This window comes from Arthrobacter sp. TmtSoilC48 (genome assembly GCF_059739425.1).
The window spans coordinates 82,466-99,175 of the sequence record NZ_AP046049.1 but is presented as its reverse complement, the minus strand read 5'-3'; the positions used below and the strand labels follow the sequence as shown (position 1 = coordinate 99,175).

At 63.1% G+C, this 16,710-nt stretch carries 15 protein-coding genes; 10 read left to right on the top strand and 5 right to left on the bottom strand.

Features of this window, described 5'->3' with window-relative positions:
- The first annotated feature begins 27 nt into the window (after nucleotides 1-27).
- The 9 genes from AC6I97_RS00520 (at nucleotide 28) to AC6I97_RS00480 (ending at nucleotide 11,406) form a co-directional block, all read left to right on the top strand.
- On the top strand, nucleotides 28-1,578 hold the full coding sequence (locus AC6I97_RS00520) for an aldehyde dehydrogenase family protein (protein ID WP_497943775.1): 1,551 nt from the start codon (nucleotides 28-30) through the stop codon (nucleotides 1,576-1,578).
- Nucleotides 1,575-2,693 (top strand): tartrate dehydrogenase, encoded by a 1,119-nt coding sequence (locus AC6I97_RS00515; protein WP_497943774.1) that lies wholly within the window; start codon nucleotides 1,575-1,577, stop codon nucleotides 2,691-2,693. Before AC6I97_RS00520 ends, AC6I97_RS00515 begins: the two co-directional genes overlap by 4 nt.
- Nucleotides 2,690-3,673, top strand: a complete 984-nt coding sequence (locus AC6I97_RS00510) for a D-2-hydroxyacid dehydrogenase (protein ID WP_497943773.1) — start codon at nucleotides 2,690-2,692, stop codon at nucleotides 3,671-3,673. The genes AC6I97_RS00515 and AC6I97_RS00510 overlap by 4 nt, the downstream gene beginning before the upstream one ends.
- Nucleotides 3,674-3,718: 45 nt before the next feature.
- Entirely contained in the window at nucleotides 3,719-5,233 is a 1,515-nt protein-coding gene (locus AC6I97_RS00505; RefSeq protein ID WP_497943772.1) for a CoA-acylating methylmalonate-semialdehyde dehydrogenase, read from the top strand.
- A 39-nt stretch (nucleotides 5,234-5,272) separates the two neighbouring features.
- Nucleotides 5,273-6,313, top strand: a complete 1,041-nt coding sequence (locus AC6I97_RS00500) for an NAD(P)-dependent alcohol dehydrogenase (protein WP_497943771.1) — start codon at nucleotides 5,273-5,275, stop codon at nucleotides 6,311-6,313.
- Nucleotides 6,314-6,443: 130 nt separating this feature from the next.
- Nucleotides 6,444-7,991, top strand: a complete 1,548-nt coding sequence (locus AC6I97_RS00495; RefSeq protein WP_309929329.1) for an ABC transporter substrate-binding protein — start codon at nucleotides 6,444-6,446, stop codon at nucleotides 7,989-7,991.
- 32 nt (nucleotides 7,992-8,023) lie between these two features.
- Nucleotides 8,024-8,965 (top strand): ABC transporter permease, encoded by a 942-nt coding sequence (locus tag AC6I97_RS00490; RefSeq protein ID WP_497943770.1) that lies wholly within the window; start codon nucleotides 8,024-8,026, stop codon nucleotides 8,963-8,965.
- Entirely contained in the window at nucleotides 8,949-9,794 is an 846-nt protein-coding gene (locus AC6I97_RS00485; protein WP_309929334.1) for an ABC transporter permease, read from the top strand. Before AC6I97_RS00490 ends, AC6I97_RS00485 begins: the two co-directional genes overlap by 17 nt.
- Entirely contained in the window at nucleotides 9,787-11,406 is a 1,620-nt protein-coding gene (locus tag AC6I97_RS00480) for an ATP-binding cassette domain-containing protein (RefSeq protein ID WP_497943769.1), read from the top strand. Before AC6I97_RS00485 ends, AC6I97_RS00480 begins: the two co-directional genes overlap by 8 nt.
- Nucleotides 11,407-11,412: 6 nt before the next feature.
- Here AC6I97_RS00480 and AC6I97_RS00475 read toward each other — a convergent pair whose 3' ends face one another.
- Nucleotides 11,413-12,261: a LysR family transcriptional regulator gene (locus AC6I97_RS00475; RefSeq protein WP_224094874.1), complete on the bottom strand. Its 849-nt coding sequence runs from the start codon at nucleotides 12,259-12,261 to the stop codon at nucleotides 11,413-11,415.
- 86 nt (nucleotides 12,262-12,347) lie between these two features.
- Between AC6I97_RS00475 and AC6I97_RS00470 the strand changes: the two genes are divergently transcribed.
- Nucleotides 12,348-13,226 (top strand): EamA family transporter, encoded by an 879-nt coding sequence (locus tag AC6I97_RS00470; protein ID WP_497943768.1) that lies wholly within the window; start codon nucleotides 12,348-12,350, stop codon nucleotides 13,224-13,226.
- Between the two features lie 38 nt (nucleotides 13,227-13,264).
- Here AC6I97_RS00470 and AC6I97_RS00465 read toward each other — a convergent pair whose 3' ends face one another.
- From AC6I97_RS00465 to AC6I97_RS00450, 4 genes are all read right to left on the bottom strand, one after another.
- A complete protein-coding gene (locus AC6I97_RS00465) occupies nucleotides 13,265-14,059 on the bottom strand; it encodes a TIM barrel protein (RefSeq protein ID WP_497943767.1) in 795 nt (264 codons plus the stop codon).
- Nucleotides 14,056-15,231: a Gfo/Idh/MocA family oxidoreductase gene (locus tag AC6I97_RS00460; RefSeq protein WP_497943766.1), complete on the bottom strand. Its 1,176-nt coding sequence runs from the start codon at nucleotides 15,229-15,231 to the stop codon at nucleotides 14,056-14,058. The genes AC6I97_RS00465 and AC6I97_RS00460 overlap by 4 nt, the downstream gene beginning before the upstream one ends.
- A gap of 80 nt (nucleotides 15,232-15,311) precedes the next feature.
- Nucleotides 15,312-15,548 (bottom strand): hypothetical protein, encoded by a 237-nt coding sequence (locus AC6I97_RS00455; protein WP_497943765.1) that lies wholly within the window; start codon nucleotides 15,546-15,548, stop codon nucleotides 15,312-15,314.
- 103 nt (nucleotides 15,549-15,651) lie between these two features.
- Entirely contained in the window at nucleotides 15,652-16,368 is a 717-nt protein-coding gene (locus AC6I97_RS00450) for a hypothetical protein (RefSeq protein ID WP_497943764.1), read from the bottom strand.
- Nucleotides 16,369-16,710 lie beyond the last annotated feature (342 nt).

Below are 16,710 nucleotides of genomic sequence, written 5' to 3'. Positions count from 1 at the left end.
CGCTAGCCAGGCAAGGTAAAGGTTCCCATGAGTTCATCAACAACCGTCGCTGGAGCGCGCCTAAAAACAGCTGAGGAAACGGCCTACCGGCGGGCAAGCGTTGCGGCGCTTCCCGGAGGCGCATTCCTCGAAGGCCTTTGGGAGACCGCAGACAGGATCCTGGAAGTGCGGGACCCTGAAGACGGCGTGCTGTTGGGCACTGTGTGTTCTTCAACCCCGCAGGATGTCCGCCGGGCGGTTGCCCACATTCACCGCCACCTCCTGGACGATGAATGGCCTCTCCGGGAACGCCGCGAGGCCCTGGAACGGGCTGCAGTGCTCCTGGCTGAGCAGTCGGTACGGTTTTCGGAGATCATTGCCGCCGAGAGCAGCAAGACCATCAACGAGGCCGAGCGTGAAGTGCGCCGGTGCATCGAGACGTTGCGGCTTTCGGCGGCAGCGTCGAGCGAACTCGTGGGGGAAACTCTCGGCTTTGAGGACAGCATGGCGGGAGCCAACAAGATCGGCTGGTACAGCCGCAAGCCTGTTGGCATCATCGCCGCCATTACGCCCTTCAACGATCCGCTGAACCTCGTGGCACACAAGCTGGGCCCGGCGCTGATCGGAGGCAACGGCGTCGTACTTAAACCCTCAGGCCGCACGCCGCTGACCGGGCTGGCTTTCGTTCAGCTGTTGCTTGAGGCCGGTGTTCCGACAGGTCGCATCGCCGCGATCGTGTCGGGACCCGGGGTGTCCGAAGCGATCGTGACCGACCCCCAGGTGGACCTCATCTCTTTCACCGGCGGGCCGGCCACGGCCGACCGCATTGCTGCCGCCGCGGGAGCAAAGAAGATCCTTTCGGAACTGGGCGGCAACAACGCTACGATCGTCTGCGCCGACGCTGAACCGGCGGCTGCTGCTGGGGCGATCGTCGCCGGGGCATTCGGGGTGGCCGGCCAGAACTGCCTGTCGGTCCAGCGCGTTTACGTCCACATTTCGCTGTTCGACGAAGTCCTTGAAAAGGTACTCACGGGGACAAGCGCACTCCGCGTCGGAGCGAAGATGGACCGCAGTACCGATATCGGCCCGCTCATCAGTGAAGCGGAGGCCCGGCGGGTGGAGGCATGGGTGGAGGAGGCCAAAGCGGCCGGCGCCACTGTCCGTGTGGGCGGACAGCGCCACGGCGCCTTCTACCAGCCGACCGTTCTCACCGATGTGCCGGCAGACGCCCGCGTCATCATTGAGGAAGTGTTTGGCCCCGTGGTCAGCATCATGCCCTTCATCCAGATCTCCGACGCCATCCACGCGGCCAATGCCTCCGAATACGGGCTCCAGGCTGGTGTCTTCACAGAATCCATTGACCTGGCACTGGCAATTGCCGACAAGCTGCATGTCGGGGCGGTGGTCATCAACGAGACAAGCGACGTCCGGATCGATTCCATGCCCTTTGGCGGGTTCAAGAAGTCCGGGGTTGGCCGTGAAGGCGTCAAGCACGCAGTCCGCGAAATGACAGAGCCCAAGAGCACCATTATCAAACTGGCGGAGCCCGCCACCCGCTGGCAGCAGCTGACGGGCACCTCAGAACGGAACGCATCATGACTACCCACAAAATCGCGGTCATCGCGGGCGACGGTATCGGCAAGGAAGTGGTCCCTGCGGCCATCGAAACCCTTGAGCGAATCGCTGCGATCCACTCCATCAACCTGAAGTTCACGCACTTCGACTGGGGATCTGACTACTACGCCCAGCACGGCCGCATGATGCCGGTGGACGGCCTGGACCAGCTGGCTCAGCATGACGCCATTTTCCTGGGTGCCGTTGGCTCCCCGGAGGTCTCCGATGCTGAATCGCTGTGGGGGTTGCTGATTCCCATCCGCCGCGAATTCCAGCAGTACATCAACCTGCGGCCGGTAAAAACGCTCGACGGCGTGAAGTCGCCCCTGGCGAACAAGGAACCGATCGATATCCTCATCGTGCGTGAAAACAATGAGGGGGAATACTCGGAGGTCGGTGGGCGCATGTACCGCGGGCTGCCCCACGAAACCGCTGTCCAGGAAACCATCTTCACCCGCCTGGGAGTGTCCCGGGCAGCGCACTACGCCGCCTTGCTCGCGTCCTCCCGCAGGGGCCATCTGACCTCGGCCACCAAGAGCAACGGCATCATCCACACCATGCCGTTCTGGGACGAGGTAGTGGAAGAAACCACCCGCCTCTACCCTGACGTAACGCTCACCAGCGAACTGGTGGACGCCTTGGCTGCGCACCTGGTCCTCAAACCCTGGACCCTGGACGTCATTGTCGCCTCCAACCTGTTGGGCGACATCCTCTCGGACCTGGGCAGCTCGGTCACCGGTTCCATCGGTGTGGCTCCCAGCGCGAACCTGAATCCCGACGGTGATTTCCCATCCCTCTTTGAGCCGGTGCACGGATCTGCTCCGGACATCGCAGGGAAGGGACTGGCAAACCCGGTGGGCCAGATGTGGTCCGGCGCGATGATGCTGCAGCACCTGGGCCACCCGGAAGCCGCTGAGCACCTGCAGCAGGCATTCGAGGCAGTGTTGCGCGAGGGCCTCGGGACCCGCGACGTGGGAGGCCCGTCGTCGACGTCGGAATTCACCGCCGCTGTTTTGGCCGCTATCGATGTGATTGATGTGGCTGGCTCGATCGAGACCAGTGCGGCGACCAAGCCCGCGGGAGCACCGGCGTCGTCATGACGGTTACCCCTGGACGCAAGAGGCCTGTTGTTGCGGCACTGTATCGGGAGGCTTTGCCGCCCCGGTTGGAGGAGATCGAAGCCCTGGCCGAGGTCCGGCTGACCAAGGCGGAGGGACTGGCTGAAGCGATGGACGGTGCGGATGTCCTGTACCAGTGGCATTCCTTTTCCCCTGCCTTGCGGGAGAACTGGGACGCAGCGTCATCGCTGAAGTGGGTCCATGTAACGGCAGCGGGCGTTAGCCAACTCCTGTTCGACGAGCTCATCCAGAGCGACGTGGTCTACACGAATTCCCGTGGAGTCCTGAGCCGTGCAATTGCCGAATTCACGCTGGGTTTCGTCCTGGACGTTGCCAAAGACTCGCAGGGCTCGTTCAAGCTTCAGCAGCAGCAGCGCTGGCAGCACAGGGTCACCCGTAAGATCCAGGGTCAACGCGCCCTGGTGGTGGGCACCGGTTCCATCGGGCGGGAAATTGCGTCCCTTTTCCGTGCAGTAGGCCTGCAGGTCAGCGGCGCCGGGCGAAGCAGCCGTCCGGGAGATGAACTGTTCGAGCACATCCATTCATCCCGGGACCTGGCCGGGATCGTCGGCGACGTCGACTATCTCGTCCTGGCAGCGCCACTGACCGGGGACACCAAGGGACTCGTGGGCGCTGACGTACTTTCCGCCATGAAATCCACCGCGCACCTGATCAACGTGGGCCGGGGGGAACTGGTTCGGACCGACGCGCTGGTGGAAGCCCTGGCCTCCGGATCCATTGCCGGTGCAGCACTGGACGTGGTCCATCCCGAACCGCTTCCCGCCGGACATCCTTTATGGAGCATGGACAACGTCATCATCACACCCCACATGAGCGGCGACACCGAGGACTACCTCGACGATCTTGGGCAATTGTTCGTGGACAACCTGCGACGGTTCAGCCAAGGCGAACCCCTGCTGAACATCGTGGACAAAAACCTTGGTTTCGTCCCTGTGTCTTGATCCTGTTTCCCGTTTCCCAGCTTTATTTTCCTAAGGAACTTTGCCATGAGCACCTCAACGACGACGCTCACCCAAATCAACCATTTCATCGGCGGCGCCGAGTCCACAGGTGAGGGGGAACAGACCAAGCCCGTCTATAACCCGGCGACCGGGCAGGTCACGGCTGAGTTGCGCCTGGCGAACGAGGCTGACCTGAACGCCACGGTGGCTGCTGCGAAGAAAGCAGCGGAGTCCTGGGGTGACATTTCCCTGGCGAAGCGCACCGCGGTGTTGTTCAAGTTCCGTGAACTGGTCGCCGCGCACGTGGATGAGCTTGCTGAGTTGATCACGGCCGAGCACGGGAAGGTGATCTCCGACGCGAAGGGTGAGATCGGCCGTGGTTTGGAAGTGATCGAGTTCGCCTGTGGCATCCCGCAGCTGCTCAAGGGTGACTACTCGGACCAGGTCTCCACCGGAATCGATGTGTTTTCCTTCCGCGAACCGTTGGGAGTCGTTGCAGGGATCACGCCGTTCAACTTCCCGGTGATGGTGCCGTTGTGGATGGCCCCGATGGCCATCGCCACCGGCAACGCGTTCATCCTCAAACCCTCCGAGCGTGACCCGTCCGCGCCGATGCTGCTGGCCAGGCTGTGGAAGCAGGCCGGGTTGCCCGATGGGGTGTTCCAGGTCCTGCACGGCGGCAAGGAAACCGTTGACGGGCTGCTGACCCACCCCGACGTGGACGGCATTAGTTTCGTGGGTTCCACCCCGATCGCCCAGTACGTCCATGAGACCGCCACCAAGCACGGCAAAAGGGTCCAGGCCCTGGGCGGTGCGAAGAACCACGCCATCGTGATGCCCGACGCGGACCTGGACAACGCCGCGGACCACCTCGCGGCTGCCGCTTTTGGTTCCGCGGGGGAGCGCTGCATGGCGATCTCTGTCGCCGTGGCCGTGGGGGACGCTGCGGAGTTGCTGGTGAAGAAGGTCCAGGAACGGGCCCTGGCGGTGAAGGTCGGCAACGGCACCGAACCCGGCGCGGAGATGGGCCCGGTCATCACCCCGGCCTCCAAGGAACGCATCCTCAGGATCGTCACCGAAGCAGAAACCGCCGGTGCGGCCATGGTGGTGGACGGCCGCGACCTGGTCGTCCCCGGCCACGAAGAAGGGTTCTGGGTCGGTCCTACCGTGATCGACCACGTGGGCACCGAAATGACCGCCTACACCGAGGAAATCTTCGGACCCGTCCTCGTAGTGGTCCGCGTCGCCGACCTCGAGGAAGGCATCGCGCTGATCAACGCCAACCCGTACGGCAACGGCACCGCGATCTTCACCTCCTCAGGTGCGAACGCCCGCAAGTTCCAGCGCTCGGTCACGGTCGGGATGGTGGGCATCAACGTGCCCCTGCCCGTCCCGGTGGCCTACCACTCCTTCGGCGGCTGGAAGAACTCCCTCTTCGGCGACAAGCACATCTACGGCCCCGAAGGCGTCTCCTTCTACACCCGCGGCAAAGTCATCACCTCCCGCTGGCCCGAACCCACCCACGCCTCCGAAGCCTCCTACAACTTCCCCTCCAACTAACAGCCGCGTTCCGGGGCCAACTGCCGAAAGAAGGATGACATGCCTACTACCGTGAAGGCCTATGTGGCCTCGTCTGCTGCCTCGGCACTCACCCCCGGCACGGTGCAGCGGCGCGATCCCGGCGATTTCGACGTGCTGATTTCCATCAAGTACACCGGAATCTGCCACTCCGACATCCACGCCGCGCGCGGAGACTGGGCCAGCAACTACCCCCTGGTGGTGGGCCACGAGATCGTCGGAGTGGTGGAAGCCGTCGGTCCAAAAGTCACCCGCCATGCGGTAGGGGACCGGGTGGGGGTGGGCTGTTTCGTTGATTCCTGCAGGGAATGCGTCAATTGCCGGGCAGGGGAGGAACAGTACTGCCTGCAAGGTGCAACGAGCACGTACAACTCTTTCGGCCGTGACGGGCAGCCCACCGCAGGCGGTTACAGCACAGGAATCGTCGTGGATGAGAACTACGTCCTCCGGATTCCCGATGGCCTGCCCCTCCAGGAAGCGGCCCCGCTGTTGTGTGCGGGAATCACCATGTACGCGCCGCTGCGTAACTGGAAAGCCGGGCCAGGCAAGCGCGTGGCCATCATAGGTATGGGCGGTCTGGGCCATATGGGGGTGAAGATCGCAGCGGCCTTGGGAGCCGAAGTCACGGTACTCAGCCAATCGCTGAAGAAGCAGGAGGACGCCGTCAGGCTCGGCGCCACCAGCTACTACGCAACATCTGAACCCGCCACCTTCGAATACCTGAAGGGCCAGCTGGATCTGGTCATCAACACCGTCTCCGCGGACATCGATGTGGATGCGTATCTGTCCTTGCTTGCCTTGGACGGCACCATGGTCCTCGTCGGCCTGCCCTCCAAACCGTTGAGCCAGCGCGCGTGGTCGCTGGTGGAATTCCGACGCAACCTCAGCGGCTCAAGAATGGGCGGAATCCGCCAAACACAGGAAATGCTGGACTTCTGCGCCGCCCACAGCCTGGGAGCTGACGTGGAAGTCATACACGCAAACCAGATCAACGAAGCATTCGAACGCGTACTCGCCAGCGATGTCCGCTACCGCTTCGTCATCGACGCCACAACTTTTTGAGGCACCCTGCTGAAGGGCAATTATTACGGACGCCCAGAACGCCATTTCGCGGAAATAAAGAGGTAAGGCTAACCTAAATAGTCTTCAATTTCCTCTGTGCTTTCCCGGGCACACTTATCAGGCGGTTCCATTGCGCAAACTCAGCCCATTCGCAGCCCTTGGTCTTGCGGCCCTCCTTGCCCTAACGGGTTGTGGCCTGAGCGGGGCCCAGACGGGTACCGCCGGGAAGGTCGCGGATACCAACCAGCGCATTGTGGTGGACAACTTCCGTGCACCCGTTGCCAACTGGGCGCTGGAATCCGACTCCGCGTACATCCTGTCGCTGTCCGGGTGCCTGGAGACGCTGACCAAGTACGACTCCGCCGAGGGCAAGGTGGTTCCGTTCCTTGCAACCGAATGGAAGCAGGTCTCACCCCTTGAGTGGGACTTCACCCTTCGCCAGGGCGTCAAGTTCCAGGACGGAACCGACCTCACTGCCGAGTCGGTGGCTGCGGCCCTTAACGCCGTTCTCAAGGCCAAGGTCCCTGCCCGGGCATTCAACCCGGGCATTGTCAGCGGTGTCCAGGCCATGGATGCCAAGACAGTTCGTGTGACAACTCCTGCGGAGAGCCCGCTGGTGCCGTACCGGCTTGCCAGCGTCAACACCGGCATCCTGTCGCCGGCTGCTTACCAGGGCGCCACCGTGGACCCCTTCGGTCACTGCACCGGGCCGTTCGTTCCCGTGTCCGAGAAGGCCAAGCAGTCCCTGACGCTGGACCGCAACAAGAACTACTGGGGCGGCGAGGTGCAACTCGCTGGAGCCGAAGTCCGCTTCATCACCAACGGCGCAACCCGCGCAGCCCAGGTCCAAACCGGTGAAGCTGACATCTCCCTTTCCATCCCTGCCTCGGGCCTCTCCACGCTTAAGAACGCCCCCGAGGTTTCTGTTCTCAAAGCCAACTCGCCCCGCACGGCGACGCTCTACATGAACAACGGACGTGCTCCCTTCAACAACGTCGACTTCCGCAAGGCCCTGCGGTCTGCGCTGGATCTTGATGCCCTGGCGGCCAGCGTCTACGAGGGCGCAGCCCTCCCGGCAGCGGGACCATTCGCACCCTCCGAACCGTGGGCAACAGGCAAAGCTAGCGCGCCGAAGCAGAACATTGAGGAAGCAAAGAAGCTCCTCGCTGATGCTGGATACACCGCGGACAGGCCCTTGGAGATCATTGCCATCGTCGAACGGTCGGAATTCGCCGACGTCGCCACCGTGATTCAGGACAACCTGAAGAGCATTGGTGTCCCAGTCACTATCCAGGCCAAGGAATACGCCTCCGCTGAGCCTGATGTTCTGGCCGGCAACTATGACATGATCCTCAGCCAACGGAACAGGCTGATAGATATCGCAGATCCGATCGGCTTCCTCACCGCGGATTACACGTGCAAGGGCAGCTACAACCTCAGCCACTTCTGCAACGAGGAGTACGACTCCACCATTGCCGAAGCGGCCCGGACGTCCAACACCGAGGAACGCTACAAGCTGTATGCCAAGGCCGGCCAGATCCTGGATGACCAGGCCGTGAACCTCTGGCTGGTGAACGAACAAGCAACTGACGCCATCCGCAGCAACGTCCTCTCCTACGTTCAGGACCCGCTGTCCCGTTACGTCCTGACAGCCCAGACCGCAAAGTCCGGCTCCTAGCAGCGAGCCGGGCCCAACGAACCAAACCCCGCATGATCATGTTCCTTGCGAAGCGGACGGCGACCCTCGTGGCCGCCGTCCTGCTGTCGTCTTTCGCTGTTTTCCTTATCCCGTATGTCACCCCGGGCGATCCTGTCCGCAAGATCATCCGCTCGCGGGTGGCCGGGGATGTTGTGGACGATTCCACCGTCCAGGCCCTCGGCCAAAGCCTGGGCCTCCACGATCCACTCCCTGTCCAGTACTTCCGCTGGCTCGGAGATTTCTTCAGCGGCGACATGGGGCTATCGCACATCAGCCGGACGCCCGTTGTTGACCAGGTAATGCCCGCTCTCGGCATCACCCTCAGCCTGGTGATCGTGGCGCTGGGCATAGCGGTCATGGTTTCGCTGCCGTTGGGGATCGTCGCAGGACTGAAGCAAGGTGGCAAGGCCGACAAACTGATCACCACCGTTACCCAGTCCTTCATCGCCATGCCCGAATACTGGCTGGCACCGCTCCTGGTCCTGGTATTCGCCCTCAAACTGTCCTTGCTGCCGTCAGCTGGCTGGAACACCACATCCTCCATAGTCCTGCCGGCGGTAACCCTGGCCCTGCGACCCATCAGCTTCTTCACCTCAGCGGTGCGCTCCGGCATGATCGATGCTTTGGAAGCAGAGCACATACAAGCCGCCAGGGCCCGCGGTCTCAGTCACGCCCAGACCGTCATGCGGCACGTCATTCCCAACGGGTTGGTCCCGTTGTCCACTCTTTTCGCCGTATGGTTCGCCGGTCTCCTGGGAGGTTCGGTCATTGTGGAGGTCATTTTCGCGATTCCGGGCATGGGACGGCTCCTGTACGACGCCGTGGTGAACAGCGACATTCCCCTGGCGCAGGGCGGTGTTGTCGTGGTCGTTGCATTGGCCGTAGCAATCACCACCCTCGCGGACTTCCTCCATCGGATCCTCAGCCCTAAGGTGAGTGGCGCCCTTGCGTAACCTCTCAGCGGTAGACAAGGCCGCCGTCGTCGTTCTCGCCCTGGTGGTAGCCGCTGTAGCGGCCGCGCCCTGGCTGACGCCGTTCCCGCCGGACGACCAGGACCTTGCCGCGCGCCTTGCATCGCCTGGCGCCACTCATTGGCTGGGAACGGACCACCTTGGGCGGGACACCCTCAGCAGATTGCTCGACGGCGGCCGCTTCTCCTTGGTGGTGGCGGCACTGGCCACGGTGCTGACTGGACTCGTCGGCCTGGTGATCGGCGTGCTGAGTGCGCGCCGCAAAGGCTGGCTGGACGAGTTCTTTACGCGCACGAATGATGTCCTGCTCGCCTTGCCGGAGATGGTGGTGGCACTGTTTATCGTGGCTGCGATGGGTACTGGATTCTCATCGTTGCTCGTGGCGCTCACGGTCACGGGGTGGACGCCGTTCGCCCGGCTTGCGCGAACGCTTGCCTATGACGTCTCTGCACGCGGATTCGTTGAGGCGGCGCGCGTGGTGGGCTGTTCGCCGTCGTTCATTATTTTCCGCCACATCCTTCCGCACCTGGCAGCGCCGATGCTGGGACAGGCGACGCTGCGGTTCGGGCAGCTCCTGATCAGCGTCGGAGCGCTGTCCTACCTTGGGCTTGGTGTCCAACCGCCGCAATCCGACTGGGGCTCCATGGTGGCAGCGGCCCAACCGTACGCTGAACGGGCTCCGTGGGGGATCATCGCCCCCGGACTTGCCATCTTCCTGGTGGCTCTCTGCGTCACCCTGATCGGCCAACGGGCCTCCCGCCGGGCAGCGGATCCCGTGGATGTCCTCGTAGTGGAGGGCCAGCATGCCTGAGCTCATCATCGAGGACCTGACCGTCCGCAGCGCGGCCGCACAACCTCATGTCCTGCCAGGGCCACCAATCCTGTCCGGCGTCAGCCTGACGGTCCGGCCGGGCGAGTTTGTTGCCCTCGTGGGAGGCTCGGGCTCGGGAAAGACGATGACCGCCAAGTCCGTCCTGCAGTTGCTGCCGGAGCCGCTGCGGATTGAATCGGGCTCCATCCGGCTGGGCCCGCTGGATGTTACGCAGGCGCCTGAAGCAGAGCTAAACCGTATCCGTGGGGGCCGGCTGGGCATGCTGTTCCAGCAGCCCAAGAGGATGTTCAACCCGAACAAGACCATCCGCAAGCACCTCAAGGAGCCCCTGAAGCTGCACGGTGGCTTGGGTGGCAAACCGGCGGACCGGAAAGTACTTGAGCTGCTCGCCGAAGTGGGCTTCGAAGATCCGGAATGGGGCGCGCGGGCCTACCCGCACCAGCTGTCCGGTGGAATGGCACAACGGGCAATGACCGCGATGGCGTTGGCCGGCCAACCCGAAATCCTGCTGGCAGACGAGCCCACCTCCGCCCTGGACAAAGTGCTGGAAAGCCAGATCCTGGAATTGCTGGACCGTGAGCGCAGGCAGCGTGGGCTCGGCATTCTCTACATCACGCACAACCTGGCTTCCGTGGCAGCCTTTGCGGACCGGGTCCTGGTGATGGACGCCGGGAAGATCGTGGAATCCGGCACCACGGAAGCAGTTCTAGGCAGCCCCAAAACTGCCTACACACGGAAGCTCCTGGACGCATCAAACCTGTTGCCCACCAGCATCACGGACGTCACCCCGGAGGGCCGTAGCGTGCTGACCCTGACGAACGTCGTCAAACGCTTCGGGGCCCGGAAGCGCTTCGGCCGCGGCAACGTGGACCGCCCAGCTTTGAACTCCGTTTCGCTCGACCTCAAACGGGGCGAGATCCTTGGTGTGCTCGGCCAATCAGGGTCCGGGAAAAGCACCCTCGCAAGGGCAATCGTCGGGCTGGAAGGGATCAGCGGCGGCAGCATCACCCGTACCCTGGCGGCAGGCGAGGCCAGTCCGCCAACCGCCGTGCAGCTGGTTTTCCAGGAACCCCACGATTCCTTCGACCCCCGAATGACGCTCCGCGCCAGCCTTGAGGCTCCCCTCCGCCGCAACATCGGTCTCTCCTCCGCCGAGCGGTCACAGCGCCTTCACGACGCCATGAAGGAAGTGGAACTGGAACCGTGCCTACTGGACAGGCGCCCTGGACAATGCTCCGGTGGGCAACTGCAGCGCGTCACGATTGCCCGGGCGCTCCTGTTGGAACCCGAGATTCTCATCTGCGACGAAGCCACCTCGGCGCTGGACGCACTAACCCAGCGGACCATTCTTGACCTGCTGCAACGCCTGCACCGGGACCGTGGATTGTCATTGATGATCATCACCCACGACATGGACGTCGTGCGGCACATGTGCCAACGCGTGGCCGTGCTCTTCCAGGGCCGCCTGGTGGAACTTACCGACACCCACAAGTTCTTCGCCGAGCCCCAGCACGAGCACAGCCGGGATCTGGTGTCCGCAGCGATTCCCTGCCGGGGGCTCCACCTTAAAAAGATGCGCGCGGCAAGCTAACACTCATCACGCGTACAGCCCCGTCAACAGTTCCACAATCCGTTCGCGCTCCTGAGGTGGATCCTTGGCGGACCACGCGAGGTACACGGGCACGGACGCAACGTCACGGACCGGACGATAGATGATGCCCCGACGTCGATACTGGTGGGCCGTGGACTCGGCAGTCATCCCGCGAGCCGCCCCGCTGCCAATCGTCGTCAGCCAATCGTCCACATCATTAATGGGCACGATGTCCGGCTGCCCCTCCTTCGGCCATAGCTCAAGCGTGGTGCTTCCGGTCCGCAAGTCCATGGCCACGGGTCGCTGGGCTACCTGCGCCAGGGTCACAGAACGCCGTGAGGCCAGCGGATCGTCCGAGGACATGGCACAGTACCGCTTCTCCTCACCAATCCGGACATGTTCGACGCCGGCCGCATCCGGAAGGCGTCGAAGGATAGCGAAGTCGGTGGTTCCATCTGCCAGGCCGCCGGTAGGGGAATTGGAGTGCAGGAGCTGCAGCTCCACACCAGGTATTACGACCGCCCATCGGCGCTGGAACTCCATGGTGTGCGCGCCTAAAGCGGACCACGCATAGCCGATCCGGACCTTTCCAGTACCGGACCTGGCCTCCCTTTCGAGGTCGCCCAGAAGTGAGAGGATCCGCCGCGCCTTGGCCACGACGCGCTCGCCGGAGGGGGTCAGGCCGACGCTGCGGGTGGTCCGTTCCAGCAGCCGTACCCCGAGAACCTGTTCCAGCCCGGAGATGTTGCGTGAAACGGCAGCTTGGGACATTCCCAGTTCAATAGCTGCGTCTGTGAATGTACCCTCCTCGACTACTGCCAGAAGGCAGCGCAATTGCCTCACCTCGACGTCCATACCGCCCATCCTATTCATGCGCCCACCGCATAAATAGCATCGTTCATGCATTTAGCGGATACGTTGCCCGAGCGCAGAATTTCACCATGATCGATACGAGGGCAATTGGAGTAAAGCCGTCCCGGAAGGCCGGGGGTGCGGCGACGCTACTGGCCAGCGCACTTTCCAACCAACTTGGCGCCGCAACGGCATCATTCGCCTTTCCGGTCATGGGACCTGTAGGTGTGGTGGCGGTGCGCCAGCTCGTGGCGGCTGCAGTTCTCTTGCCTATCGTCAGGCCGCGGTTGAGGGAATTGCGCTGGCGGCAATGGTGGCCCGTCCTTCTGCTCGCAGTCTCGTTCGGCACCATGAATCTCGGCCTGTATGCGTCCATCCAACGGATCGGCCTTGGACTTGCCGTCACCCTCGAGTTCCTTGGGCCCCTGGCTGTGGCCTTGATCAGCTCGCGACGAAAGAGCAGTGCGGTCTGCGCTGTGGTCGCTGCATTCGGTATCCTGGCCATCACCCGGCCCGAGGCATCCATGGACGTCGTAGGGATCGGCTTGGGGCTCATCGCCGCTTGCAGCTGGGCCGCCTACATCCTCCTGAACCGGACTGTCGGCCAAAGAGTGCAGGGCATCCAGGGCACAGCAGCCGCAACAGGAGTGTCGGCGACGCTGTTCCTGCCTGTCGCCGTCGTGGTTTTCATCAGTCAACCACTGGACGGCCTGGCCGTTCTCTGCGCCGTGGCGGCGGGAATCTTCGCATCCGTGCTGCCTTACGTGGCTGATCTGATCGCGCTTAGGCGGGTCCCCGCGAACATGTTCGGTGTGCTCATGAGCATCAACCCTGTGTTTGCGGCGGTCATCGGCGCCGTGATCCTGCACCAGGACCTGGCCGCGGGGCAGTGGGTGGGAATCGGGCTGATCGTCGCCGCCAATGCCGGGGTGCTGCTGCGGGAGCACTACCCATCTGAGTCGCATTAGAGCGCGTTTAGAGCCGTCTAAACGCGCTCAGCTGCGACTCAGTTGGGAGAGAACGCGGCGCGGAAGGCTGCCAACGCTGCGTCGCCCGCCTGGATGCCCTGGCCGCCGATTGCATTGGCCTCCATGCCAATCACACCCGTGTACCCGGCGTCGCGGAGTGCTTTGGCGATGGACGGGTAGTTGATCTCGCCGGTCCCTGGTTCGAAACGGCCCGGCACGTCGGCAACCTGGATCTCACCCGTAAAGGGCTGGGCTGAGCGCACCAGCTCAATAAGGTTCCCTTCACCGATCTGTGCGTGGTAAAGGTCCAGCATCATCTTCACGTTGGGATGGTTGACGGCCTTGACCAAGGCGTGTGTGTCCTTGGCGCGTGCCAGCGGAATGCCGGGGTGGTCCAGGATGGTGTTCAGGTTTTCCAAGGCAAACACGATGCCGTGCTTTTGGCCCAGTCCAGCCAGCTGTTCCACGGTTCGCAGGCCGGTCAGCCACATCTCACCGGTTGACCGCTGGAGCGGGCGGACAGCCCGTCCGCCTTCACCGAGTTCGCCAGGGTGAACCACCATGCGTTCGACGCCCAGCTCCAGTGCCGTGGGGATCAGCTTCTCTGCGGAGGCCAGGACTTCATGCGCAGTGGCAGGATCAATGACGCTGCCGCCGAAGTAGCCGCTCATGGAGGAGAACGTGGCGCCGGTTGCTGCGAGGGCCGGGATGTCCCGGCCACGGGTGTCCCAAAGCTCCACCTCGAAACCTTGATCGTGAATGCGGCGTACCCGATCGATTAATGGCAGCTCGCCGTAGACCATCTCGGCGCAGACCGCCAGTCGGAAGCTCATGCTCCGTGCCCTACGGCCTGAAGCTGTGCTGCCGCCTTAAGCTGTCCTGTCGGATGCGTTTCGGCTGGACGAAGGTCCGCAATCGATGAAACGTCAACGGGAAGCCCCGTCCGGGCTGACGTGAAAGCGGCCAGGGCGACCGCGAGGGCGTTGCGCGCATCCACGCCCCCGGGGGCAGCTGCAGCGGCGGGCGGGTTTGCCGGCGTCGTGCGTTCACTTGCTCGCCCGCGGCGTGCGGCGACGTCGTCCGCGAAGTGGGCCAGCTCTGCCGTATATGCATCGTGGAAGAGATCGATGTTCAGGCGGGTGGTGTCCGAGCCGATGCCGGCGGTTGTGTAGCTGGTGGTGTTGGTGGCCTGTGGGCTGCCTGCGGTGACCATGCCGGCAGAGCCGAACACTTCGCCGCGGACGTCGTAACCGTACAGGGCGTTGAAGTTGGCTTCGGCTACAGCGATGGCGCCGTTGCTGTACGTGACAGTGACAACCGCAGTGTCCAGGAGGCCGCCGGCCTTGGCCTCGGGAGCAATCAAAGCATCTGCGACTGCATGGACTTTCACGGGGACGGCGCCCGGATTCAGCCAGTTCAGGGTGTCGAAATCGTGGATCAGGGTTTCCAGGAAGATGGTGCCGGGGGCGATCCTCTCCGGGTTGCTGATGCCGGCTTCGGTGCCGGGATCGCGGGTGAGGGAGCGGAGCAGCTGCGGGACTCCGACGGCACCGTCGTCGATCAGCTTCCGGGCGGCGGCGAAATCCGTGGAGTAGCGGCGGTTGAAACCGAAACGGAGCACGACGCCGGCACTTGCCGCCGCTTCAATGGCGGAGTCGAGTTCGGCGATGGTCCGTCCGCCAGGCTTCTCGCAGAACACGTCCTTGCCGGCTTTGGCGGCAGCGGATATCAGCTCGGAATGGAACCGCAGGGGAGTGGCGATAAGTACGGCGTCCACATCGGGATCGGCGAGGACGTCGGCAACATCGGTGCTGATTTTGGTGACGCCGAGGCGGCTTGCCAACGCTTCCAGGGCTGGCAGGACCGGATCAGCAATGGCTTCCAACCGGGTGTTGGGAATCCTCCGGGCAATGGATTCGGCATGGAATTTGCCGATCCAGCCGGCGCCGATTACAGCGATGCGGACAGGCCGGTCCTCGATGACCGGGTGCTGAAGGTACGTCATTATTGTTCCTCGATTCACGCGTCTAGATCGTTCTAGTGAACCAATGGTTGCATGTTCGGGACGCTGCCGTCTAGATCGTTCTAGATGCCTCTTGTGCCTGGTTGGATGGCATCGTTCCGCCGGGCACGTGCATGGGGAAGATGACGCCCGAAGGCCAGCCTGATGAGCGGGGTCAGCAAAAGGAGCAGCAGGACGCTGCCAACGCCAACAATGACAGTGAGGAAAACCAGGCCGGCCATGAACAGGAGGTGGATGTCGGTGGTATCCGCAAGCGGTAGGACGGCCGCTATTGCCGATACCTGGTTGAGGGTGTTCATGTGTGGCTCCTGACGCGCATCGGTTGCTCGTTCGAACACTTTTTAAGTGCGCTTAGGAGAAGAAAAATGTCGCCGTTGCGGCAACACGTTCAGGGCTGCAGGATCACGAAGCCCGCAGGGGCATGTCCTGGGCCAGTTTCACCACAATCTTCTTGTCATTGCCGGGGTCCAAGGGGTCGTACCAGAGCGTGGTCTCCTGACCATCAATCACGGGATCGGCGGCATTGATCAAGAGGGGACGCTGCACCCATCGTTGGACGCCACTTGAGTCGTGAAAGGTAAAGGTCACCGTGGCGAGGATCCGGGCGCTGTCGCGGAATGCCACATAGCCTTTGTCGCTGACTCTCGCGGACGTCATGATGCCTGTGCTCATCACACCGGCCTCACGTTCGGCAACAAGCCGCCTTTTCTGCGCTGCCATCACCCCAAGGAGCACAAGAAACAGTGACACGACGAGGCAGCCCACGCCTATCCACGTCAGGATGGCAGGGTATTCGAGACCGACCGCGGCCACCGCCACACCGGTTGCCGCACCAAGCCACATCAGCGCTCCGCCCAAAGTGAGCCCAAGTTTGCGGTGCTTCATCACGATGGCTGTCCAGGCGATGGAGCTCAGGACAATCAGGGGGATGCTGGAGATGATGGCGGCCAGTGCCAGGCCGGGAGGCTCCTCCGACTCGATGGCTGTGATGTGGGGCCAGCCAAAGCCGGCCGCCAACCCAGCGACGAACTGGAAGGCAAGCGTCAGCACCACGGCAAGCGGGCCGGGGCGCTTGTTGGCGCGCAGTTTCCGGAGGGCGACGGGATCCACTGTGCTCATGGGGTCATTAAACAGGTCTTGTGGAAAACAGCCAGAGCGCTCGCCGGAATACGGCGGGCGAATGTTGCCCGGAGGACGCCGATCGGGGAACGCTGAAGATTATTCCAAAACCCCGCGTCACGTTTCCGCAGGCCAAAGCACATATCCAGTGCCCAAGTCGTTGTGCCGCGTAATGTGCCGTTGCCCTTTTCGGCGCATGTCCGCGGACAACGCTGAGTTGGCAGTGATGGATGTGGTGGGTTCTGGGGCCCACCCGGGGCGCCGTCACTGCGATACCGGGCTAGTGCGGTCGGTCGTCTGAGTCGCGACCGGCCGCATGTCCGGGGGCAGGATTCGTTTGCG

Bases quoted from the DNA above. Each gene is read 5' to 3' on its own strand.
- AC6I97_RS00520 (WP_497943775.1), top strand. From the start codon at position 28: ATGAGTTCATCAACAACCGTCGCTGGAGCGCGCCTAAAAACAGCTGAG.
- AC6I97_RS00515 (WP_497943774.1), top strand. From the start codon at position 1,575: ATGACTACCCACAAAATCGCGGTCATCGCGGGCGACGGTATCGGCAAG.
- AC6I97_RS00510 (WP_497943773.1), top strand. From the start codon at position 2,690: ATGACGGTTACCCCTGGACGCAAGAGGCCTGTTGTTGCGGCACTGTAT.
- AC6I97_RS00505 (WP_497943772.1), top strand. From the start codon at position 3,719: ATGAGCACCTCAACGACGACGCTCACCCAAATCAACCATTTCATCGGC.
- AC6I97_RS00500 (WP_497943771.1), top strand. From the start codon at position 5,273: ATGCCTACTACCGTGAAGGCCTATGTGGCCTCGTCTGCTGCCTCGGCA.
- AC6I97_RS00490 (WP_497943770.1), top strand. From the start codon at position 8,024: ATGATCATGTTCCTTGCGAAGCGGACGGCGACCCTCGTGGCCGCCGTC.
- AC6I97_RS00480 (WP_497943769.1), top strand. From the start codon at position 9,787: ATGCCTGAGCTCATCATCGAGGACCTGACCGTCCGCAGCGCGGCCGCA.
- AC6I97_RS00475 (WP_224094874.1), bottom strand. From the start codon at position 12,261: ATGGACGTCGAGGTGAGGCAATTGCGCTGCCTTCTGGCAGTAGTCGAG.
- AC6I97_RS00470 (WP_497943768.1), top strand. From the start codon at position 12,348: ATGATCGATACGAGGGCAATTGGAGTAAAGCCGTCCCGGAAGGCCGGG.
- AC6I97_RS00465 (WP_497943767.1), bottom strand. From the start codon at position 14,059: ATGAGCTTCCGACTGGCGGTCTGCGCCGAGATGGTCTACGGCGAGCTG.
- AC6I97_RS00460 (WP_497943766.1), bottom strand. From the start codon at position 15,231: ATGACGTACCTTCAGCACCCGGTCATCGAGGACCGGCCTGTCCGCATC.
- AC6I97_RS00455 (WP_497943765.1), bottom strand. From the start codon at position 15,548: ATGAACACCCTCAACCAGGTATCGGCAATAGCGGCCGTCCTACCGCTT.
- AC6I97_RS00450 (WP_497943764.1), bottom strand. From the start codon at position 16,368: ATGAGCACAGTGGATCCCGTCGCCCTCCGGAAACTGCGCGCCAACAAG.